The organism is Paenibacillus sp. J22P90 (assembly GCF_059692195.1).
Genome location: NZ_JCAUAY010000008.1, coordinates 305,329 through 324,571, shown reverse-complemented (window position 1 = coordinate 324,571; position 19,243 = coordinate 305,329). Strand labels below are relative to the sequence as shown.

At 47.5% G+C, this 19,243-nt stretch carries 19 protein-coding genes and 1 tRNA gene; 18 read left to right on the top strand and 2 right to left on the bottom strand.

The window, feature by feature from the left end; translation table 11 throughout:
* Positions 1–6 precede the first annotated feature (6 nt).
* The 16 genes from hisG to AC58UX_RS25195 all read left to right on the top strand — a co-directional run bounded on the left by hisG (position 7) and on the right by AC58UX_RS25195 (position 15,872).
* Entirely contained in the window at positions 7–642 is a 636-nt protein-coding gene (gene hisG, locus AC58UX_RS25270; RefSeq protein ID WP_497257865.1) for an ATP phosphoribosyltransferase, read from the top strand.
* Between the two features lie 38 nt (positions 643–680).
* The gene (gene hisD, locus AC58UX_RS25265) at positions 681–1,967 is read left to right on the top strand and encodes a histidinol dehydrogenase (RefSeq protein WP_497257908.1); all 1,287 of its coding nucleotides are present in this window, start codon (positions 681–683) and stop codon (positions 1,965–1,967) included.
* A complete protein-coding gene (gene hisB, locus AC58UX_RS25260) occupies positions 1,968–2,576 on the top strand; it encodes an imidazoleglycerol-phosphate dehydratase HisB (protein WP_236292860.1) in 609 nt (202 codons plus the stop codon).
* Between the two features lie 2 nt (positions 2,577–2,578).
* A complete protein-coding gene (hisH, locus tag AC58UX_RS25255) occupies positions 2,579–3,184 on the top strand; it encodes an imidazole glycerol phosphate synthase subunit HisH (protein ID WP_497257862.1) in 606 nt (201 codons plus the stop codon).
* A gap of 30 nt (positions 3,185–3,214) precedes the next feature.
* Entirely contained in the window at positions 3,215–3,973 is a 759-nt protein-coding gene (gene hisF, locus AC58UX_RS25250; RefSeq protein WP_497257860.1) for an imidazole glycerol phosphate synthase subunit HisF, read from the top strand.
* The gene (gene hisIE / locus AC58UX_RS25245; RefSeq protein WP_497257858.1) at positions 3,970–4,626 is read left to right on the top strand and encodes a bifunctional phosphoribosyl-AMP cyclohydrolase/phosphoribosyl-ATP diphosphatase HisIE; all 657 of its coding nucleotides are present in this window, start codon (positions 3,970–3,972) and stop codon (positions 4,624–4,626) included. Before hisF ends, hisIE begins: the two co-directional genes overlap by 4 nt.
* Positions 4,627–4,652: 26 nt before the next feature.
* Entirely contained in the window at positions 4,653–5,459 is an 807-nt protein-coding gene (gene hisJ / locus AC58UX_RS25240) for a histidinol-phosphatase HisJ (RefSeq protein ID WP_497257856.1), read from the top strand.
* A gap of 74 nt (positions 5,460–5,533) precedes the next feature.
* Positions 5,534–6,484, top strand: a complete 951-nt coding sequence (locus tag AC58UX_RS25235; protein WP_497257854.1) for a ribose-phosphate diphosphokinase — start codon at positions 5,534–5,536, stop codon at positions 6,482–6,484.
* A gap of 112 nt (positions 6,485–6,596) precedes the next feature.
* Entirely contained in the window at positions 6,597–8,333 is a 1,737-nt protein-coding gene (locus AC58UX_RS25230; protein ID WP_497257852.1) for a tetratricopeptide repeat protein, read from the top strand.
* A 98-nt stretch (positions 8,334–8,431) separates the two neighbouring features.
* Positions 8,432–9,379: a thioredoxin-disulfide reductase gene (gene trxB, locus AC58UX_RS25225; RefSeq protein ID WP_497257850.1), complete on the top strand. Its 948-nt coding sequence runs from the start codon at positions 8,432–8,434 to the stop codon at positions 9,377–9,379.
* Positions 9,380–9,605: 226 nt separating this feature from the next.
* The gene (locus tag AC58UX_RS25220) at positions 9,606–10,553 is read left to right on the top strand and encodes an ROK family glucokinase (protein ID WP_497257848.1); all 948 of its coding nucleotides are present in this window, start codon (positions 9,606–9,608) and stop codon (positions 10,551–10,553) included.
* A gap of 87 nt (positions 10,554–10,640) precedes the next feature.
* Positions 10,641–11,528: an RNase adapter RapZ gene (gene rapZ / locus AC58UX_RS25215; RefSeq protein ID WP_497257846.1), complete on the top strand. Its 888-nt coding sequence runs from the start codon at positions 10,641–10,643 to the stop codon at positions 11,526–11,528.
* Positions 11,529–11,559: 31 nt separating this feature from the next.
* Positions 11,560–12,543, top strand: a complete 984-nt coding sequence (locus AC58UX_RS25210; protein WP_497257844.1) for a gluconeogenesis factor YvcK family protein — start codon at positions 11,560–11,562, stop codon at positions 12,541–12,543.
* Between the two features lie 5 nt (positions 12,544–12,548).
* Positions 12,549–13,481, top strand: coding sequence for a DNA-binding protein WhiA (gene whiA, locus AC58UX_RS25205; protein ID WP_497257842.1), 933 nt, complete (start codon positions 12,549–12,551; stop codon positions 13,479–13,481).
* Positions 13,482–13,628: 147 nt separating this feature from the next.
* The gene (locus AC58UX_RS25200; RefSeq protein ID WP_028555561.1) at positions 13,629–13,898 is read left to right on the top strand and encodes an HPr family phosphocarrier protein; all 270 of its coding nucleotides are present in this window, start codon (positions 13,629–13,631) and stop codon (positions 13,896–13,898) included.
* A 204-nt stretch (positions 13,899–14,102) separates the two neighbouring features.
* Complete coding sequence (locus AC58UX_RS25195) at positions 14,103–15,872, top strand: stalk domain-containing protein (protein WP_497257840.1); 1,770 nt, start codon at positions 14,103–14,105, stop codon at positions 15,870–15,872.
* 73 nt (positions 15,873–15,945) lie between these two features.
* Here the strand turns inward: AC58UX_RS25195 and clpP are convergent, their stop codons facing one another.
* Entirely contained in the window at positions 15,946–16,527 is a 582-nt protein-coding gene (gene clpP / locus AC58UX_RS25190) for an ATP-dependent Clp endopeptidase proteolytic subunit ClpP (RefSeq protein ID WP_497257838.1), read from the bottom strand.
* Between the two features lie 176 nt (positions 16,528–16,703).
* Positions 16,704–16,775, bottom strand: a tRNA-Arg gene (locus AC58UX_RS25185).
* Between the two features lie 265 nt (positions 16,776–17,040).
* Between AC58UX_RS25185 and AC58UX_RS25180 the strand changes: the two genes are divergently transcribed.
* Both AC58UX_RS25180 and gap read left to right on the top strand, forming a co-directional pair.
* Positions 17,041–18,063 (top strand): sugar-binding transcriptional regulator, encoded by a 1,023-nt coding sequence (locus AC58UX_RS25180; protein WP_497257836.1) that lies wholly within the window; start codon positions 17,041–17,043, stop codon positions 18,061–18,063.
* Positions 18,064–18,151: 88 nt separating this feature from the next.
* A complete protein-coding gene (gene gap / locus AC58UX_RS25175) occupies positions 18,152–19,159 on the top strand; it encodes a type I glyceraldehyde-3-phosphate dehydrogenase (RefSeq protein WP_310502418.1) in 1,008 nt (335 codons plus the stop codon).
* Positions 19,160–19,243: the final 84 nt, after the last annotated feature.

Here is a 19,243-nt window from a genome sequence, read left to right as displayed (position 1 = left end):
GGAACGGTGGATGACATTCTTAAAGTAGCGATGCCGAAAGGCCGTATCTATAAACAAGCAGCGAAAATGTTTACGCAAGCAGGATTGCCCATTCCTGAGGATTTGGAAGAAGGCCGTCGTTTAATTATCCCAGTACCAGGGGCAAAAATGGAGTTCATTTTGGCCAAACCGGTCGATGTGCCTACTTATGTAGAGTACGGCGTTGCGGATATCGGGGTTGTGGGTAAAGATGTTCTGATGGAAGAAAATCGGAACGTTTACGAATTACTTGATCTAGGGATTGCACGGTGCCGCATGTCGGTTATCGGGTTGCCGGACTGGAAACAGGTTATTAACCCGCGTGTAGCGACGAAATATCCGAATGTGGCTTCTCAGTATTTCCGTGAGAAAGGACAGCAGGTAGAAGTGATCAAGTTAAACGGCTCTATCGAGCTGGCTCCCTTGATCGGGCTAGCTGACCGCATTGTTGATATGGTCGAGACGGGTCAAACCTTGAAGGAAAATGGCCTAGTGGAGCAAGAAGAGATTTTTCAAATTACGAGCCGCTTAATTGCGAATCGTGTGAGTTATCGGATGAAGAACGATTCCATCCAACGATTGTGTGATATGCTGCAGGCGGTATTGCCGACAGCTAAGCTATAGAGCGAAGTAAGTAGAACAACGATGAGAGGAAGATGAAGATGCGGATTATGCCAGCATCCGAATTTCAATTAAACCGCGAGGTCGAATACGGCTCACCCGAGCAAAATGAGTCCGTCCGCCGCATCATCGATGAGGTGCGGCAGGACGGCGACACCGCGCTGCGCCGCCTAGCGCAGCAGTTCGACGGCGTCGACGTCGCTGAGCTTCGCGTCAGCGACGAAGAGATCCAAGCGGCGTACGCGCAAGTCGACGCCGCATTCCTGGCGGCGCTGCGTCAAGCCGCCGCGAACATTCGTGCGTTTCATGAGAAGCAGAAACGCAACTCCTGGATGGACCTGCAGCCGGACGGCAGTCTGCTGGGCCAAATCATCCGACCGCTGAAGCGGGTCGGATTGTACGTACCCGGAGGGAAAGCGGCTTACCCGTCTTCCGTGCTTATGAATGCCATCCCCGCGATCGTCGCAGGGGTGCCAGAGATCGCGATGGTGACGCCACCGTCCACCGCGGGCGAAGAAGGCATCAACCCGCATATTCTCGTGGCAGCAGCCGAAGCGGGTGTGAAAGAGATCTACCGCGTAGGCGGAGCGCAGGCTGTGGCCGCGCTGGCCTACGGCACAGAATCGATCGCGCCGGTCGATAAAATCGTCGGCCCCGGCAACATCTACGTTGCGCTGGCGAAGCGCTTCGTGTTTGGCGTCGTCGATATCGACATGATCGCCGGACCGACGGACATTGTCGTGCTCGCCGACGAGCACGCCGATCCTGAATACGTCGCGGCCGATCTGCTGGCGCAGGCCGAGCATGATGAGATGTCACCATCGATTCTGGTGACACCTTCCCGCGAGCTAGCCGAAGAGGTTCGGCTAGAGCTATGGCGGCAGCTGGATGTGCTGCCGAAGAAAGCCATTGCCGCCGTCTCGACAGCGACGAAAGGCGCGATTCTGCTTGTCGACTCACTCGACGAAGGCGTGGACGTCATCAATCGCTTGGCGCCGGAGCACTGTGAGCTGCTGGTACAGGATCCATTCACGTGGCTGCCGCGTATTGAAAATGCCGGTGCCATTTTCCTAGGCGCCTACAGCACAGAACCCGTCGGCGATTATTTCGCCGGACCGAACCACGTGCTGCCGACGAATGGCACAGCCCGATTCTCATCGCCACTGAATGTGGACGATTTCCTCAAAAAATCAAGCGTCATTCACTATAGCAAGGAAGCCTTACTCGCGAACGGAGACATGATTATGACTTTGGCCCGGAATGAAGGGTTGGAAGGTCATGCGCGTGCCGTAGAGATCAGACTTAAAAAAGAAGGGAAGTTGACCTAGATGGCGGAACAGGATCAAGTAAGAACTCGCTCAGCGAGTGTAGCCCGTAGAACGAATGAAACGGACATCAAGCTCTCCTTTGAAGTGGATGGCACAGGAGTTTCGGAACTCCAAACAGATGTTCCCTTCCTAAACCATATGCTAGATTTATTCACCAAGCATGGTCATTTCAATTTGAAAGTGGATGCCAAAGGCGATATCGAAATCGATGATCATCACACAGTGGAAGACATCGGGATTTGTCTAGGTCAAACACTGCGTGAAGCACTCGGCGACAAAAGAGGCATCAAACGCTACGCGAGCGTATTCGTTCCGATGGACGAAGCATTGGCACAAGTTGTGATTGATATCAGCAACCGTCCGCATTTTGAATACCGTGCTGAATACCCGACAGCAAATGTTGGCAGCTTTGAAACACAGCTGGTAAAAGAGTTCCTTTGGAAATTTGCGCTAGAAGCTCGTATTACTTTGCATGTTATTGTGCATTACGGTGAAAACACGCATCACATGATCGAAGGTGTGTTTAAAGCGTTGGGACGTGCGCTGGATGAAGCAACATCGATTGATCCTCGTGTCCAGGGGGTTCCTTCGACGAAGGGAGTGCTGTAGGCATGATCGCCATTATTGATTATGGAATGGGTAATTTACATAGCGTGAGCAAAGCGGTAGAAAGGCTCGGCTATGAAGCGGTTGTCACTGGAGATCCAGCGCAAATTCTGGCAGCAGAAGGTGCGATTCTTCCTGGTGTCGGCGCATTCGGCGATGCGATGGAGCATTTGCGTGAATCAGGTCTGGATGCGGTTGTGAAGCAGTTTGCAGCGTCTGGCAAGCCCATGATCGGCATTTGCTTAGGCATGCAGCTGTTGTTCACGAGCAGTGAAGAGCACGGTCAGCATGAAGGGCTAGGGCTATTGCCTGGGTCTGTCGTGCGTTTCCGCGGAGATTACAAGGTCCCGCATATGGGATGGAACCGTCTGAGCTATAAGCAGAGTGAGAGCCCTATTTTCAAAGGAATAGAAGAAGGGCATGTGTACTTCGTGCACTCCTACCATGCGAAACCGGAGCGGGAGAGCGATCTGTTGGCGGTAACGGACTACTATCAACCAGTAACGGCGATTGTAGGTCGTGACAACGTCTACGGCATGCAGTTCCACCCAGAGAAAAGCGGAGATATCGGAATGAAGCTGTTGGGCAATTTTTTAACCTTGTGTAAATAAAGTGGAAATAGTCTCAAGGAGGTGCTGAGCATGTTAGCCAAAAGAATTATCCCTTGTCTCGACGTCAAGGATGGCCGAGTGGTGAAAGGCGTAAATTTCGTGAATTTACGTGATGCCGGTGATCCCGTAGAGCTTGCGGCGATTTATGATAAGGAAGGTGCGGACGAGCTCGTGTTTCTCGATATTTCGGCTTCGGTTGAAGGGCGCGCGACGATGGTCGAGGTTGTCCGTCAAACGGCTGGCGAGATAACGATTCCGTTCACGGTAGGCGGCGGGATTTCGAGTGTCGAGGATATGAAACGCCTCCTTCGCGCAGGTGCGGACAAAATTGGCATTAACACAGCAGCTGTGCTTAATCCTCAGCTCGTATCGGATGGTGCGCGAAAGTTTGGCTCCCAGTGTATCGTGGTGGCCATTGACGCGAAGTTCAATCCCGAGTGGGGCGAGTGGGAAGTATATACGCATGGTGGACGCAAACCGACGGGCATTAAGACGTTGGAATGGGCGAAACGTGTGGAAGAGCTGGGTGCAGGAGAAATCTTGCTGACGAGCATGGATGCGGACGGAACCAAGGATGGCTTTGACTTGAAGCTGACACGTGCGGTATCCGAGCTGCTGACGATTCCTGTAATTGCTTCTGGCGGAGCGGGAAAAGCTGAGCATTTCCACGATGTATTCACAGAAGGCAAAGCTGATGCAGGGCTGGCGGCTACGATTTTTCACTATAAAGAACTAACGATAGACGGGGTCAAAGCGGACCTGAAAGGTAAAGGGGTTGAAATTCGATGACATTTTCAGTGGATCAAATTAAATATGATGCGCAGGGTCTTGTGCCTGCCATCGTGCAAGATGCGGTAAGTAAAGAAGTTTTGATGCTGGCTTACATGAACAGCGAGTCTTTGCAGCGTACGATTCAAACGGGAGACACTTGGTTCTGGAGTCGTTCACGCAATGAGCTTTGGAATAAAGGGGCAACTTCCGGTCACACGCAAAAAGTAAAAGCACTTCGCTACGACTGCGATGCGGACACGCTGCTTGTTCTTGTTGAGCAAGTGGGACCTGCTTGCCATAACGGAACTTACACATGCTTCACGGCGAATATTGCGGTGGAAGGTTCTGCAGAAGAAGCTGCACCAGCTGTTGCTGGCGGCGATCGTTTCGCTATTTTAGCTGAACTTGAAGCGGTCATTGCTTCCCGTGACGCGGAGCGTCCTGAGGGTGCGTATACGACTTACCTTTTCGAAAAAGGGGTCGATAAAATCCTTAAAAAAGTCGGCGAAGAAACGGCTGAAGTCATTATTGCAGCTAAAAATAAAGACAACGACGAGCTTCGCTATGAAGCGAGCGATCTTATTTTTCACTTAATGGTGCTTTTACGTAATAATAAATTGCCATTGGATGATATTATGAAAGAGCTGGCTAATCGGCACGTTAAGAAATAATACAAACGACCTGGAGTGAAATCACGATGTTGATTGATTATCATACACATCATGTGCGCTGCGGTCATGCCTCTGGGGAACTGGAGGAATACGTCAAACGCGGCATCGAGATCGGGCTTACCCAGTTGGGGCTTTCTGATCATATGCCGCTTTTGCATGTCGACCCGCAGACGTATTGGCCGGAAATGGCGATGCCGATGGAGGAGCTTCCTCGGTATGTAGAAGAGTGTCTCTATCTCAAGGAAAAATATAAGGATCAGATTGATATCCGTGTGGGTCTGGAAGGCGATTATATTGAAGGCTATGAGTCGGAGATTGCGGCCATCATCAACGCTTACCCGTGGGATTATGTCATTGGTTCGGTGCATTTCTTAGGCGAGTGGGATATTTCTGATTTTAGGCAGCTGGCAGGTTGGGAAGGTAAGGATATTTTTGCTGTTTATACCCAATACTACGAGGCAGTGAAGAAAGCTGTCCGTACTGGACTGTATGACTATATCGGTCATATCGATATGATCAAACGATTTGGTTACGTGCCTAATCGCGATACGTGGGAATTGGAAAAAGCGGCATTGGATACCGTAAAAGAGTATGGGGTAGCGATTGAGTTGAATGCATCAGGCCTGCGTCATCCATGTAAAGAGATGTTTCCGAGCCGCCGTATGCTGGAATATTGCCATAAGGTGGGAATCCCAGTGACGCTTGGATCGGACGCGCATCTCCCGGAGCGGTTGTCTCAGTATTTGGATGAGGCTAGGGAGCTATTAAAAACGATTGGATTTAACGAAATAGCCACATTTTCTGCTCGAAAACGACATCTTGTGACTTTTTAAATTCGACACATATCATGTATAATGAGTAGGACTGTATATTCTATTTAATGAACCTTCGGAGGTAACCATTAACCATGCATAGCGACAATGTTAAAATTTTTTCCGGATCTTCGAATCCGAAGCTTGCGGAAAGTATTTGTAAAGAGCTCGGCCAGCCGCTAGGACAAATCAAATTATCGCGTTTCAAAAGCGGAGAAATTTATTGCCTTTACGAAGAAACGATTCGTAACTGCGACGTGTTTCTGGTACAAACCTTCTCCCATCCGATTAATGAGCATATGATGGAGCTTCTGGTCATGATGGATGCGGCGAAAAGAGCATCTGCAAAAACGATCAACCTTGTCATCCCTTACTATGGTTACTCTCGTCAAGAACGCAAAGCAGCTCCGCGTGAGCCGATTTCAGCTAAATTAGTCGCGGACTTGTTCGGTGCAGCAGGCGCAACTCGTGTTGTTACGATTGACCTTCATGCTCCGGCGATACAAGGCTTTTTCAATATCCCGGTGGATCACTTGACAGCGCTTGATCTGATCAGTGATAACATCAAAAGAAAGAATTTGCCAAATCCAGTTATCGTTTCTCCAGATGCGGGACGCGCAACAACGGCAGAGAAAATGGCTAACATTCTCGACGCGCCATTCGCTATGATGATTAAGAAGCGCCCTGAGCACAACGAATCCGTGATTACACACGTGATTGGTGATGTTGCGGGTCGTACACCGATTATTATCGAGGATCTAATTGATACGGGTACTACGATCGTTAACGTTGTGGAAAGCCTTAAAGAGCGCGGCGCGCATGATGTTTACATCTGTGCTACGCATCCTGTCTTCTCTGGACCAGCGCTGCAACGCTTGGATCACCCAAGTATTAAAGAGGTTATTATTACGGATTCCATCGCCATTCCAGAAGGGCACTCTGACAAGTTTAATGTGCTTTCCGTAGCACCTTTGTTGTCCGATGCGATCCGCATTATTATCGATGGCGGTTCCCTATCCTCCCTGTTCAAATACGGCGGCGTATAGGCCTAATTGCTTATTTTTGTAAGTCCAAATCTTACCTTTGGATAATGTTTTTGGCTTCTTAGCGATCTATGGTATAATTTGAGTGTAATCAAATTGCCGGAGGTGTCTTGCTATGGAAAAGAAAAAGCGCATATCCGAAGCGCCAAAACCAAAAGTTATTTCAATAAACATGGATGCCGCATTCTTTTTCGAGAGAGCGGTTCAATCTTTGGATCGGTTTCATTATGATAAGGCATTGAAATATTTCCGGCGGGCTGCAGAGTATGAGCAGGATAATCCTGTGAATCACTGCAACCTCGCGGGTGTTCTCTCCGAAGTGGGCAATTATGACGAGTCGAACCAAATTTTGCAGCATATCCTTGAAACCATTGATCCTGAGATGACAGAATGTCACTTTTATATGGCAAACAACTATGCCAACATGGAAAACTTTGAGCAGGCAGAACAAGCGTTGGTTCGGTATTTGGAGAATGACCCGACAGGGCAGTTCATGGACGAATCCGAAGAAATGATGGAAATGCTGAGCTACGAGCTTGATCGTCCCGCCCCTCTCACTAGCATCAAGAGTCGAGAAGGGCTGTTCGAGCATGATAAAGCCCGTGCGTTGCTGGAGGAAGGTAAATTTGCAGAGGCCGTAAGGCAGTTGGAGAAGCTGGTACAGAACCAGCCTGATTTCACAGCCGCTCGGAACAATCTTGCACTCGCTTATTATTATATGGGTCAATTCGAGAAGGCCATGGAAACGATACGAGAAGTACTCGTTATTGACCCAGGCAATCTGCATGCACTCTGTAATATGGCGATTTTCCATCAGCATTTTGGCAACAAGAAGGAACTTGCGGAGCTTACGATGCTGCTAGGCAAGACGTTTCCGTTCCAGCAGGAGCATGTGTTCAAGCTGGCAACGACGATGGGTATTCTTGCTCAGCATGAGAAAGCGTACCACTTGTTTAAGCGTCTGCTGAAGGCGGGTGACGGTGGCACAGATCCTTGTTTGTATCATTATGCGGCTGTCGCAGCTTGTCATATCGGTCGTTTTGCTGAAGCCTACCGTTGGTGGAAGCAAGTGCAGAAGCTAGACCCTGGTGCTGAAATTTCCAAGTTCTATTTAGAGCAGCTGCGGATTAGAGAGAAGTCTGTGCTTCCGCTGTCTTGGAGCTATCACTATCATTTGCCGTTTGAGGAGCAGTTCCGCGCGCTGGAGAAATCGTCGCAAGGAATTCCGGATCAACTGAAGAAAGACCCCCTTGTGCGGTCATCCTTCTTCTGGGCGTTACGTCATGGCGATGTGGAGACAAAGCTGCAAGTCATTCAAGCCTTCGGCTTGATTGCAGACAACGAAGTGAGAGACGCCCTTCAGGATTTCATTCTGGATCACAAAGAGGATGACTACTTGAAGAAGGTTGCTATCTTCGTGCTGCGAAGTATGGGTATTCGCGAGTCCCTTCCTGCCTATCTTGAGAATAAGGACATCATGGTAGAGGCTTCTCCGTACTCGCCGCATCTTCCCGTTTGGGATGCGAGCTGGCAGCGGGTGATGGAAACAGCGCTATCGCATATGCACAAGCGTTACGATATGGTTCAACAGTACGACTTGGAAATTTTGTGGGTTGAGTTTCTGACGAAGGTGTACCCGAACGTGCCTAAGATTCATAAATCAGCGGGCTGGGCAGCAGCGTTGGAATATTTAATTGCCAAAATGCATCGCCGTACAATTTCCTATCAGGAAGTCGCTACACGCTATGGCGTGACGGTTTCCACGGTTAGCCGGCATGTGAAGCACATTGACGACACGTGTGGATTGCGTGAGAAAATGGATGCGATTTTCGATAAGTTTACGAGTCTTTGATAGCCCGAGCTTGCTGCCTTATGCAAGTCTCGGCTTTCATACATATAGAACTATTTAAAGAGAGCTTTCCTCAGGAAAGCACCTAGGAGGGAAATCAATTGTATAAATCAGTTGTAGTAGGAACAGGGCCATCCGGTCTAACAGCAGCTATTTACTTGGCGCGTGCGAACCTAAGCCCGCTTGTTATTGAAGGACCAGAGCCAGGCGGTCAATTGACGACAACAACCGAAGTAGAGAACTTTCCAGGATTTCCCGAGGGGATTATGGGGCCTGAATTAATGGAAAACATGCGCAAGCAAGCAGAACGCTTTGGCGCTGAATTCAAAACAGGTTGGGTTAATTCTGTTGAATTGACGAATCGCCCGTTTAAATTGCAAGTAGAAGGTCTAGGCGAAATCGAAACAGAAACTCTGATCATCTCCACAGGTGCATCTGCTAGATTGCTTGGAATCACGAATGAAAAAGAAAACATCGGACGCGGTGTCAGCACATGCGCAACGTGTGATGGCTTCTTCTTCCGCGGCAAAAAGATTATCGTCGTTGGCGGAGGTGACTCTGCTATGGAAGAGGCTAACTTCCTTACTCGCTTCGCGTCGGAAGTACGTTTGGTTCATCGCCGTGATGAGCTTCGCGCCTCCAAGATTATGCAAGATCGCGCTCGTGGAAACGAGAAGGTGAAGTGGTCCCTGAATAACACGCCATTAGAGGTTGTAGCGGGTGATAAAGGCGTTACTGGCCTTAAAGTGAAAAATAACCAAACAGGTGAAGATGAAATCCTTGAAACAGACGGCATCTTCGTTGCTATCGGTCATACGCCGAATACGAAGTTCCTCGGTGGACAAATCGACACGGATGAGCATGGCTACATCATCGTGAAACCTGGTACAACAGAAACGAACATCCCGGGCGTTTTCGCTTGTGGTGACGTGCAAGATACGAAGTATCGTCAAGCGATTACGGCTGCTGGAAGCGGATGTGCTGCGGCGTTGGAAGCAGAGAAGTTCCTTGAAGGCAACAGTGTTCACGACTGGAGTATTTCGTTGTAATCGTAATGGCATTCAGTTAACGTGGAGGGCTACGCTTTCCACGTTTTCTCTTTTATGCAGGGTGAGGATGAATCTTGACCTCCCGGCAGTGTTGTCTTATAGTTGGAACAGGAGCATAAGAAAACCCCACAAAGTGACGAGTGCCTTCGAAGCATATTCCTATTACTTTGCGGGGACCCCAGAATTTTTTTGAAAATTTTATAATTATTCATGAGGTGACCTTGTAATGTCCAATCAAATTTATATCGGTGTAGATCTAGGTGGCACGAATATTAAAGTAGGTATTTGTGACGAGCAAGGTAAGCTGCTCAAGACATTAGAAGGCCCAACCTCACCTGAACTTGGTGCGGAGTCAGTTCTAGAGCGTATTGCGAGATATGTGCGTCAAATTGTCGAAGAATCGGATTATACGTGGGAGCAAGTGGCTGGGATTGGCGCTGGCTTAGCTGGATTTATGGATATTCCAGAAGGTTTTGTTAAATTTTCTCCTAATCTGCAATGGCATAACGTTCCTGCGAAGAAGACGCTTGAAGCACTTCTAGGTAAACAAGTTAAAATTGATAACGATGCGAACGTAGCTGCACTAGGTGAAGCTTGGTCAGGTGCTGGAGCGGGCATTCCAAACGTTGTGTGTTATACACTTGGCACAGGCGTTGGCGGCGGTATCATCATTAACGGTAAAATTTATCAAGGTTCTGCGGGTATGGCTGGCGAGCTTGGACATATGTCCATCGTGCCTGATATTGAAGCAATTCAGTGCGGTTGTGGTCAAATGGGATGCCTTGAAACTGTATCCTCTGCGACAGGTATCGTGCGTATGGCGAAGGATGCGGTTGAACGCGGTGAGCGTACGTCTCTAGCTCTACATGAGAAAATTGAAGCTAAGCATGTGTTTGATGATGCTAAGAGTGGCGATGAAGTCGCTTTGCGGATCGTGAATCGTGCTGCTTATTATATCGGTCGTTCGATGGCAGCATTGGCTGTTGTTATCAACCCTAAGCGCTTCATTATCGGCGGGGGTGTCTCGAAGGCCGGAGAAATTCTATTCCAGCCTATTCGTGAGACGTTCATCAAGTACACACCTGAAGCGGCTGCAGAAGGTGTTGAGATTGTTGCGGCTACACTGGGCAATGATGCAGGTGTTGTAGGAGCGGCAGGATTGAATTTGCGATAGAAGGCTGGGCCGGATTCGCAGATGAATAGTTGAGATCCCATGATCCCATCTGCATCTCCGAAAGCACCACAAAGGAAGGTGTTAGTCATGGAAGAAAACCACCCTTTAGCGAAACTGGTCATTATTACAGGGATGTCGGGTGCAGGCAAAACAATCGCAGTTCAAAGCATGGAGGATTTAGGCTTCTTCTGCGTTGATAACTTACCTCCCGTCCTGATCCCGAAGTTTGCCGAGTTAATCGTGCAATCGATGGGCAAAATCGGTAAAGTCGCCTTGGTGATTGATTTGCGTGGACGTGAATTTTTCACTGCGCTCCAAGAATCTTTGCGGTATATCCAAGAAAATTACACGCTTAGCTATGAAATTCTATTCCTGGACGCGACGGATGGAACGCTCGTTCAGCGCTACAAGGAGAGCCGCCGTCGCCATCCATTGGCACCAGACGGTTTGCCGCTTGAAGGAATAGGCCTAGAACGCAAGCTGCTTGAAGAGCTCAAGGGTCTGGCTACGCAAGTGATTGATACCAGCAGCTTGAAGCCGGTGCAACTGAAAGAAAGAATCATATCCCGGTTCACCAATCTAGAAGCGAATCGCATATCTATAAATGTTATCTCTTTCGGGTTTAAGTATGGTGTCCCTATTGATGCCGATCTAATCTTCGATGTACGATTCTTGCCGAATCCTCATTATGTTGAGCAGCTGCGTCCGCAAACAGGTCAAGATCCAGATGTGTATGACTACGTCATGAAGTGGACGGAGACACAAGAGTTTCTGACGAAGCTGCTGGATATGCTGAATTTCTTAATGCCTCAGTATAAAAAGGAAGGCAAGAGCCAAGTCGTGGTTGGTATCGGTTGTACAGGAGGCAAACATAGATCGGTTGCGATTACGGAATATCTAGGTAAGGCCATGGGTAACAGTGAGACCGAGACCGTGCGTCTAAGTCATCGAGATGCCGAGCGGGACCGCGTATAGGCGGCTATGCCACTAAGAGGGTGAAAGAAGTATGGAGCGAGGACAATTACAACGTAAGCCCAGAATAGTCGTTATTGGCGGTGGCACGGGTCTCTCGGTCATGCTGAGAGGACTGAAAGAAAAGCCGGTTGATATTACAGCTATCGTTACTGTTGCTGATGATGGAGGGAGTTCCGGCATCTTGCGAAGTGAGCTGCAGATGCCGCCTCCGGGAGATATTCGAAACGTATTAACATCGTTAGCTGATGTTGAGCCCTTACTGTCCTTGATGCTTCAGTATCGATTTCAAAACGGTACAGGTTTAGCAGGGCACAGTCTGGGAAATCTAATATTAGCGGCACTGACAGATATTACAGGTGATTTTGTTACCGCCGTACAAGAAATGAATCGCGTATTCGCTGTTCGCGGGAGAGTGCTCCCGGCTTCGAATCAAGCCATTGTGTTAAAAGCCATCATGGAGGACGGGACTTTAGTTGTTGGAGAGTCCAAAATACCGAAGGCTGATGGACGGATCAAGCAAGTGTTCATAGAACCAACAAATGTGACACCACTTGCCGAAGCGGTTCAAGCGATACGCGAGGCAGATGCCATCTTGTGCGGTCCGGGCAGTTTATATACAAGTTTACTGCCGAATCTGCTTGTTCCAGGGATTGCTGAGGAGATTGTCGCTTCGCAAGCTGTGAAAATGTTCATCTGTAATGTCATGACACAGCCAGGTGAAACCGATGATTATTCAGTCAGTGATCATCTGGATGCCATTTACGATCACTTGGGTCAGCATTTGTTTGATTATGTGATCGTCAATAATGGTGAAATTCCACCGCAGGTGCAAGCCAAATATGCGGAAAAAGGTTCAAAAGCGGTTCATTTAGATTTGGATGAAGTGACGAAAAGAGGATATCGGGTTATCGCAGATCGACTTGTTTTATTCCGTACCTATCTTCGTCATGATGCAGAGAAATTGAGTGACCATATCTATCAGCTCGTCGAAAGCTGGCTGTTAAGGAAGAAGTGAGTCCCTTGTCCTTTGCGGCAACAACCAAAAAAGAATTAACTTTAATCAATGATTCGGAATCATGCTGTGAAAAAGCGGAGCTATCTGCTCTCATTCGTATGAATGGCGCTGTTCAGTTAACGAATCAGCGTGTCGTGTTGGATGTATCCACGGAGAACGCGGCAATTGCACGGCGCATTTACTCGCTGATCAAGAAGACGTATAATACTCACACGGAGCTTCTTGTGCGTAAGAAGATGCGTCTCAAGAAGAATAATGTGTACATTGTTAGGGTGCCCGGTCAAGTACAAGAGTTGCTCAGTGATTTGAAAATTGTCTCTGAGGGTTTCATTTTTACAACGGGAATTAACAAGGACATTATTCGCGGCAGCTGCTGCAAGCGAGCTTATCTTCGGGGGGCCTTCATGGCAGGCGGCTCGGTCAATAATCCGGAGGGATCTTCCTACCATTTGGAAATCGCTTCAATTTATGAAGAGCACTGTAAAGCGTTAACGCAGCTTGCGAACAAGTTTGACTTGAACGCCCGATTCATTGAACGCAAGAAAGGGTTCGTGCTGTACATCAAAGAAGGCGAGAAAATTATCGAGTTTCTTAATATCATTGGGGCTCATCAGGCGCTGCTGCGCTTCGAGGATGTCCGCATTATGAAGGATATGAGGAATTCCGTTAATCGGATCGTGAACTGTGAAACGGCGAACTTGAACAAAACGATCGGCGCCGCCGTCAGACAAATCGAAAATATTCGATTGCTGCAGCGAGAGATTGGTCTCGATAGCTTACCTGAGAAGTTGAGAGAGGTTGCGGAGATTCGATTGGCGCATCCCGACTTGAACTTGAAGGAAGTTGGCGACATGCTTTCGGGCAGTGTCAGCAAGTCAGGTGTTAATCATCGCCTGCGGAAAATAGACGAATTAGCCGAAAAACACCGAAATTCGTAGATAATTTAGTGCTGTACAACGTGTGTATAAGTTTTTCGCATTTTTTCTAGTGTACTTGAAGGAAAAATGCTATAATATTAAAACATAAGGTAAACGCTGTTATTAATAGTAATCCATATAAGCTCCACACTAGGGGGAATTAGTTCCATGTCCAGACGTCCAGTCGTTGTGAAGTTGAGAACAGGACTTCATGCCAGACCTGCGGCATTGTTTGTTCAAGAGGCGAATAAGTTTTCATCCGAGATCTTTGTTGAGAAAGATGAGAAGAAAGTGAATGCGAAGAGCATCATGGGAATTATGAGTCTTGCGATCAGCACAGGGACCGAAGTCTTCATAAGTGCAGAAGGTTCGGATGCAGAGCAGGCTGTAAACGCTTTAGTCACATTAGTCAGTAAGGAAGAATTGGAAAACCAATAATTCTTTAAAAGCCACCTTTCGAGGGGGCTTTTTTGCAGTTTAGAGGGAAAATCACCATTTAACCAAAAGTGTCAAATTTGTTAACTATTAGTGGAATTAGCAACCTTTTTCGCTTGGCTACGTCTAATAAGCGTGGTCATGATGGATAAGGCTATTTGTATTTCAGCATGGCGTGCCTATCCAAAGCTTGAAGAAGGAGCCGAAATGAAAATGAACGTAATGAAGAAAGAACTGATTGCCCTACTGGCGGTACTCGTATTTGTAGTCAGTACGATCACTGCACCAGCTGCGCATGCGGTATCAACAAGCTCGTCCTTTATTTTACTTTATATCGATAAGTCAGAAGCATTCGTGAACCAGGAGCAAATTCATCTGGAGTCCCCTTCCACCATTATTGATGGAAGCACTTTCGTTCCTGCCAAGTTTTTAGGTGATACATTAGGTTTTCAAGTAGAGTGGAATGATTTGTCCCGAACGATTCAAATGGCGCCTCCAGGCTACAACATTGTGCTGGATTCCGATCATAAGACGGTGACAACGAACGGCGTGGATGTACCCTTTAATTCAGTCGCTGCGATTGTGAATGGCAAGCTGCTCGTGAAGCTGACATGGTTAGCGGATTACATGGGGGCAAAGTATACATACAACAGTGAATTGAGACGTGTAGAGATCGTGCATTTTAAAGCGCCTGAAGGCATCTACATCGATCAAGACAGCAATTCTCGTCCAGTTGCTAAGTTTGCAACAGCGAAGCCTACCTACAGGCTTGGTGAGCCTGTGAAATATTTGGATTTGAGCTATGATCCAGATGCGGAAGGCATTGCCTCTTACGATTGGGTAGGGAAGCAAGAAGCATTCTTCAAGGCAGGTTCTTATCCGGTTACGTTAACTGTTAAGGATCGTCACGGCCATGTGAGTAAATTGTTCAAAAGCTTTGTGAATGTCGTCAATGAACCGTATTTATCTGAGGTCGAGTACCCGATTTATATGAAGCTAGTTGGCGGATTTATTAAAACAAATTGGTCGATCATTTGGTCACATTTTAACGAATTGCCGATGCTTCCGAAAGAAGTTAAAGAAGTGGAAGGGCGCAAGCTGCTTGTGAGTGACAGCCCGGAAGAATTCACATCAAGCGGGATTCTATATCAAGACAATATTAACGGTAAAGCACGTTTGTACGCGGACCATATCAATGGCACGCAAAAGAAGATGACGATGGCGATTTTCGCAACGAATAATACGAATAAACCGATCACGATCAAAACAACGAATAAAGGCGAGGTCTATCCTTCTGTTTATGCGAATTTGATCGGCAGTGAAGCGTCGGTTGATTTCTTGCTTAACAATGTGTACACAGATGAGATGACGGTTCTGCCAGGGGCGAGCTACGTGTATGCGAAGCTGCCTGATTTCTACCCAGGTCAAGGTGTCAATTTGTTCTATGATGTTGAAACGGATGGCGAGCTTCAAATGTCCTTTATTGCTACAGATAAAATGCTAACGCCAACAACGGTAAAGGAATTGCCTTTACTCTCCTTTAACGGACATGTCCGCGGCTCATTCCCTGTCTCTGAGATTCAGTGGAAAATTGATGCAACGAGCTTCACGAAAGCATCTGTTTTAACGATTGGTGATAATAAGACAGATCCATTCGTCAAAGGCTACGACGTGATGCGTAAGTTGGATGTTGTGAATGGCGGGAACTATGGTGTGGTTTATAAAATTCATGCAGATAAGCCGCGTAAAATGGCTGTGATGATCATGGCTAGAGGCGGCGTGTTCAAGGGGCCGTTTAAAATCAATGGTGAAATCATGCCTGTACCGTATTCCGGTGTAATTACAGCATTTGATGGTTATCAAGTGCTAGCACGCACGACAGGGACCGAAGATGCGTTGGATATCGAGTTCACGCCTCCAGCAGGCTCAGCGTTCCCGATTGATTTAATTTTCTATCCGTTGGAAGATTTGAAATAGGCAACAAAAAAACCAGCCGATCTTCAAGCTCGAGTGAGCAAGAGGATTGGGCTGGTTTTTTCATTGTATAAAATTAGACGCGCTCGATGACTTTATCGATGAGTCCGTATTCGGCTGCTTCTTTAGCACTCATGAAGTTATCACGGTCTGTATCCTTCTCAATGCGCTCGAACGATTGTCCAGTGCGCTCTGCAAGGATGGTGTTCAGGTTGTCCCTCATTTTCAAAATGCGCTTCGCGCGAATTTCGATGTCGGAGGCTTGACCCTCTGCGCCGCCAAGCGGTTGGTGAATCATGACTTCGCTGTTCGGAAGCGCGTAACGCTTGCCTTTAGCACCAGCTGTGAGCAAGAAAGCACCCATGGATGCTGCCATACCAACACAGATCGTGGATACGTCTGGTTTGATGAACTGCATCGTGTCGTAGATCGCCATACCGGCTGTAATGGAGCCGCCTGGGCTGTTAATGTAAAGCGAGATATCTTTATCAGGATCTTGAGCGGCTAAGAAGAGCAACTGAGCAATGATGGAATTCGCCACAACATCGTTGACACCCGTGCCTAAGAATATAATGCGGTCCTTCAGCAAGCGAGAGTAGATGTCATACCCTCTTTCACCGCGCGCGTCCTGTTCGACGACCATAGGAATAAAACTCATGAGAATGACCTCCTTGGGGTTGGGTTACCTACTACCTAAGTTACATACTATTTACAGTATCTACAAGTATGATAACGAAAAAACCTCCGAAGGTCAAGAAAGGTCAAACTAAACGCAAAAAAAATCAGCTTCGGAGCTGACTTGGGGTTACTGCTCTATGAACTTGTTGTTCTGGACGCGCCCGAAAGGAATCGAACCTTTATCTCAGGCTTCGGAGGCCTACGTCATATCCATTGGACCACGGGCGCATAGTATAGAAAAAGTGAAGCAAGGGTTATTATAAGACAGCTATCCAGAAAAAGCAAGATGGTAAGCCCTTACAGACCCAATTGGAGAAAAATGTTTGAACAAACGTTGAATGTTGCGAAGGAATTGGTTATAATAAGAACTGTAAGTGCGAGAACAAAATTATGACTTGTGTAAGGAACTTTTTTTTCACCCGGGTGGGACGCAAAATGTATACCCGGGACATAAAACGTCCTACAATGGATCAGGAGCGGTAGAAGTCGTCCAATGAGAGAGATTCTAGACATTCAGAAACAGCTCATGCCTGATCTTATGGACATCATGAAGAAGCGCTACTCGATTCTGCAGCACATCTTAGTATCCGGTGTTGTCGGACGAAGGACGCTCGCGTCCTCACTCGACATGACAGAGCGCGTACTCCGTGGTGAAGTCGATTTCCTGAAGGAGCTTGGGCTTCTGGAATTTGACGCAAGCGGTATGAAGATCAGCGAGTCTGGTCGTCAGCTGCTGGAGGATATGCAGCCCATTATTAAGATGGCGTTTGGTCTGACAGACTTGGAAGACAGCATTGCGAAGGCTTTTCGCCTTACGAATGTGATTATTGTCCCAGGAGATTCCGACACCTCGGTATTTACGAAGAAGGAGCTTGGACGCGCTGGTGCGGCCGCCTTACGTAAATATGTAGCCAAGGATGATATCATCGCGGTAACGGGTGGTTCAACCATGGCGCAAATTGCTAATAACCTGGCGATATCTTCTTCCATGAAAGGCAGCTGGTTCGTCCCTGCACGCGGTGGACTTGGGGAAAGTGTGGATATGCAAGCGAACACGATTGCTTCCATTATGGCCAAGAAGACGGGCGGGAAATACCGATTGCTGCATGTGCCAGATCATCTTGGCGAAGAAGCGTATCAATCGCTGATCCAAGATCCGCAGATTCAGGAAGTTGTGAACGCAGTGCGCAGCTGTCGCATTGTTGTCCATGGTATCGGAGATGCTATGGTCATGGCACGCAGACGTAAAGTAGATAGCGAGACTACGAGCAGTCTGAAAGCCGATGGGGCGCTTGCTGAGGCGCTTGGTTATTATTTTGACCGCCAAGGAAATGTGGTTCATAAGATGCCGACCGTTGGATTACGGCTGGAAGATTTGCACCGGGTTGAAGTGGTCATTGGTGTCGCTGGCGGGAAGAGCAAAGGTGAAGCTATTGCTTCTGTGCTCAGACATGGGCAGGAAGATGTGCTTGTAACGGATGAAGCAGCCGCTTTGGAAATTATGAAGCATGTATAACGAAGAAGTTAGACATCATAACGTTTGCCCTTATCGGCTGCGTTTTGAAATATAAAAAATATGCAAGTAATCTTAGGAGGAACTGACTATGACAACAAAAGTAGGTATTAACGGTTTTGGTCGTATTGGTCGTAACGTATTCCGCGCAGCATTGAACAACCCAGATGTACAAATCGTGGCAGTAAACGATTTGACAGATGTTAAAACTTTGGCTCACTTGCTTAAATATGACACTACTCACGGTAAACTAGACGCTACAGTTGAAGCTGGTGAAGGCGAATTGATCGTTAACGGTCGTTCCATCAAGGTTTTTGCTGAGCGTAACCCTGGGGATCTGCCATGGGGCTCTGTAGGCGCTGAAATCGTAATCGAATCCACTGGTATTTTCACAGCAAAAGAAAAAGCAGCTCTTCACTTGAATGGCGGAGCTAAGAAAGTTATCATTTCCGCTCCAGCTACTGACGAAGATATCACAATCGTACTTGGTGTTAACGAAGACAAATACGATCCAGCTGCACACACAATCATTTCCAACGCTTCTTGTACTACTAACTGTCTAGCTCCTTTCGCAAAAGTGATCAACGATCAATTCGGAATCGTTAAAGGTATGATGACAACTGTTCACTCTTACACGAATGACCAATCCGTTCTTGACGTTCCTCATAAAGACCTTCGTCGCGCTCGTGCAGCTGCTGAGAACATCATTCCTTCTAGCACTGGTGCAGCAAAAGCAATCGGTCTAGTTCTTCCTGAGCTTAAAGGCAAATTGAACGGTATGGCTATGCGTGTTCCTACACCTAACGTATCCGTAACTGATTTGGTTGTTGAGCTTAAAGTTAACGTAACTGTTGACGAAGTAAACGCAGCTTTGAAAGCAGCTTCCGAAGGCCCTATGAAAGGCATTCTGAACTACACAGAAGATGCACTTGTATCCAGCGACTTCAATGGCGACCCAGCTTCCTCCACAATCGACGCTTTGTCCACAATGGTAGTTGGCGACAACATGTTGAAAGTTGTTTCCTGGTACGATAACGAGTGGGGCTACTCCAACCGCGTTGTTGACTTGGTAGCTTTCATCGCGAAAAAAGGTCTGTAATTTCATAATTAACACATAAAAACCACATGAAGGGGAGAAGCGATTCTCCTCTTTATGTGCGATTTACACATAGAAAATGCTAGA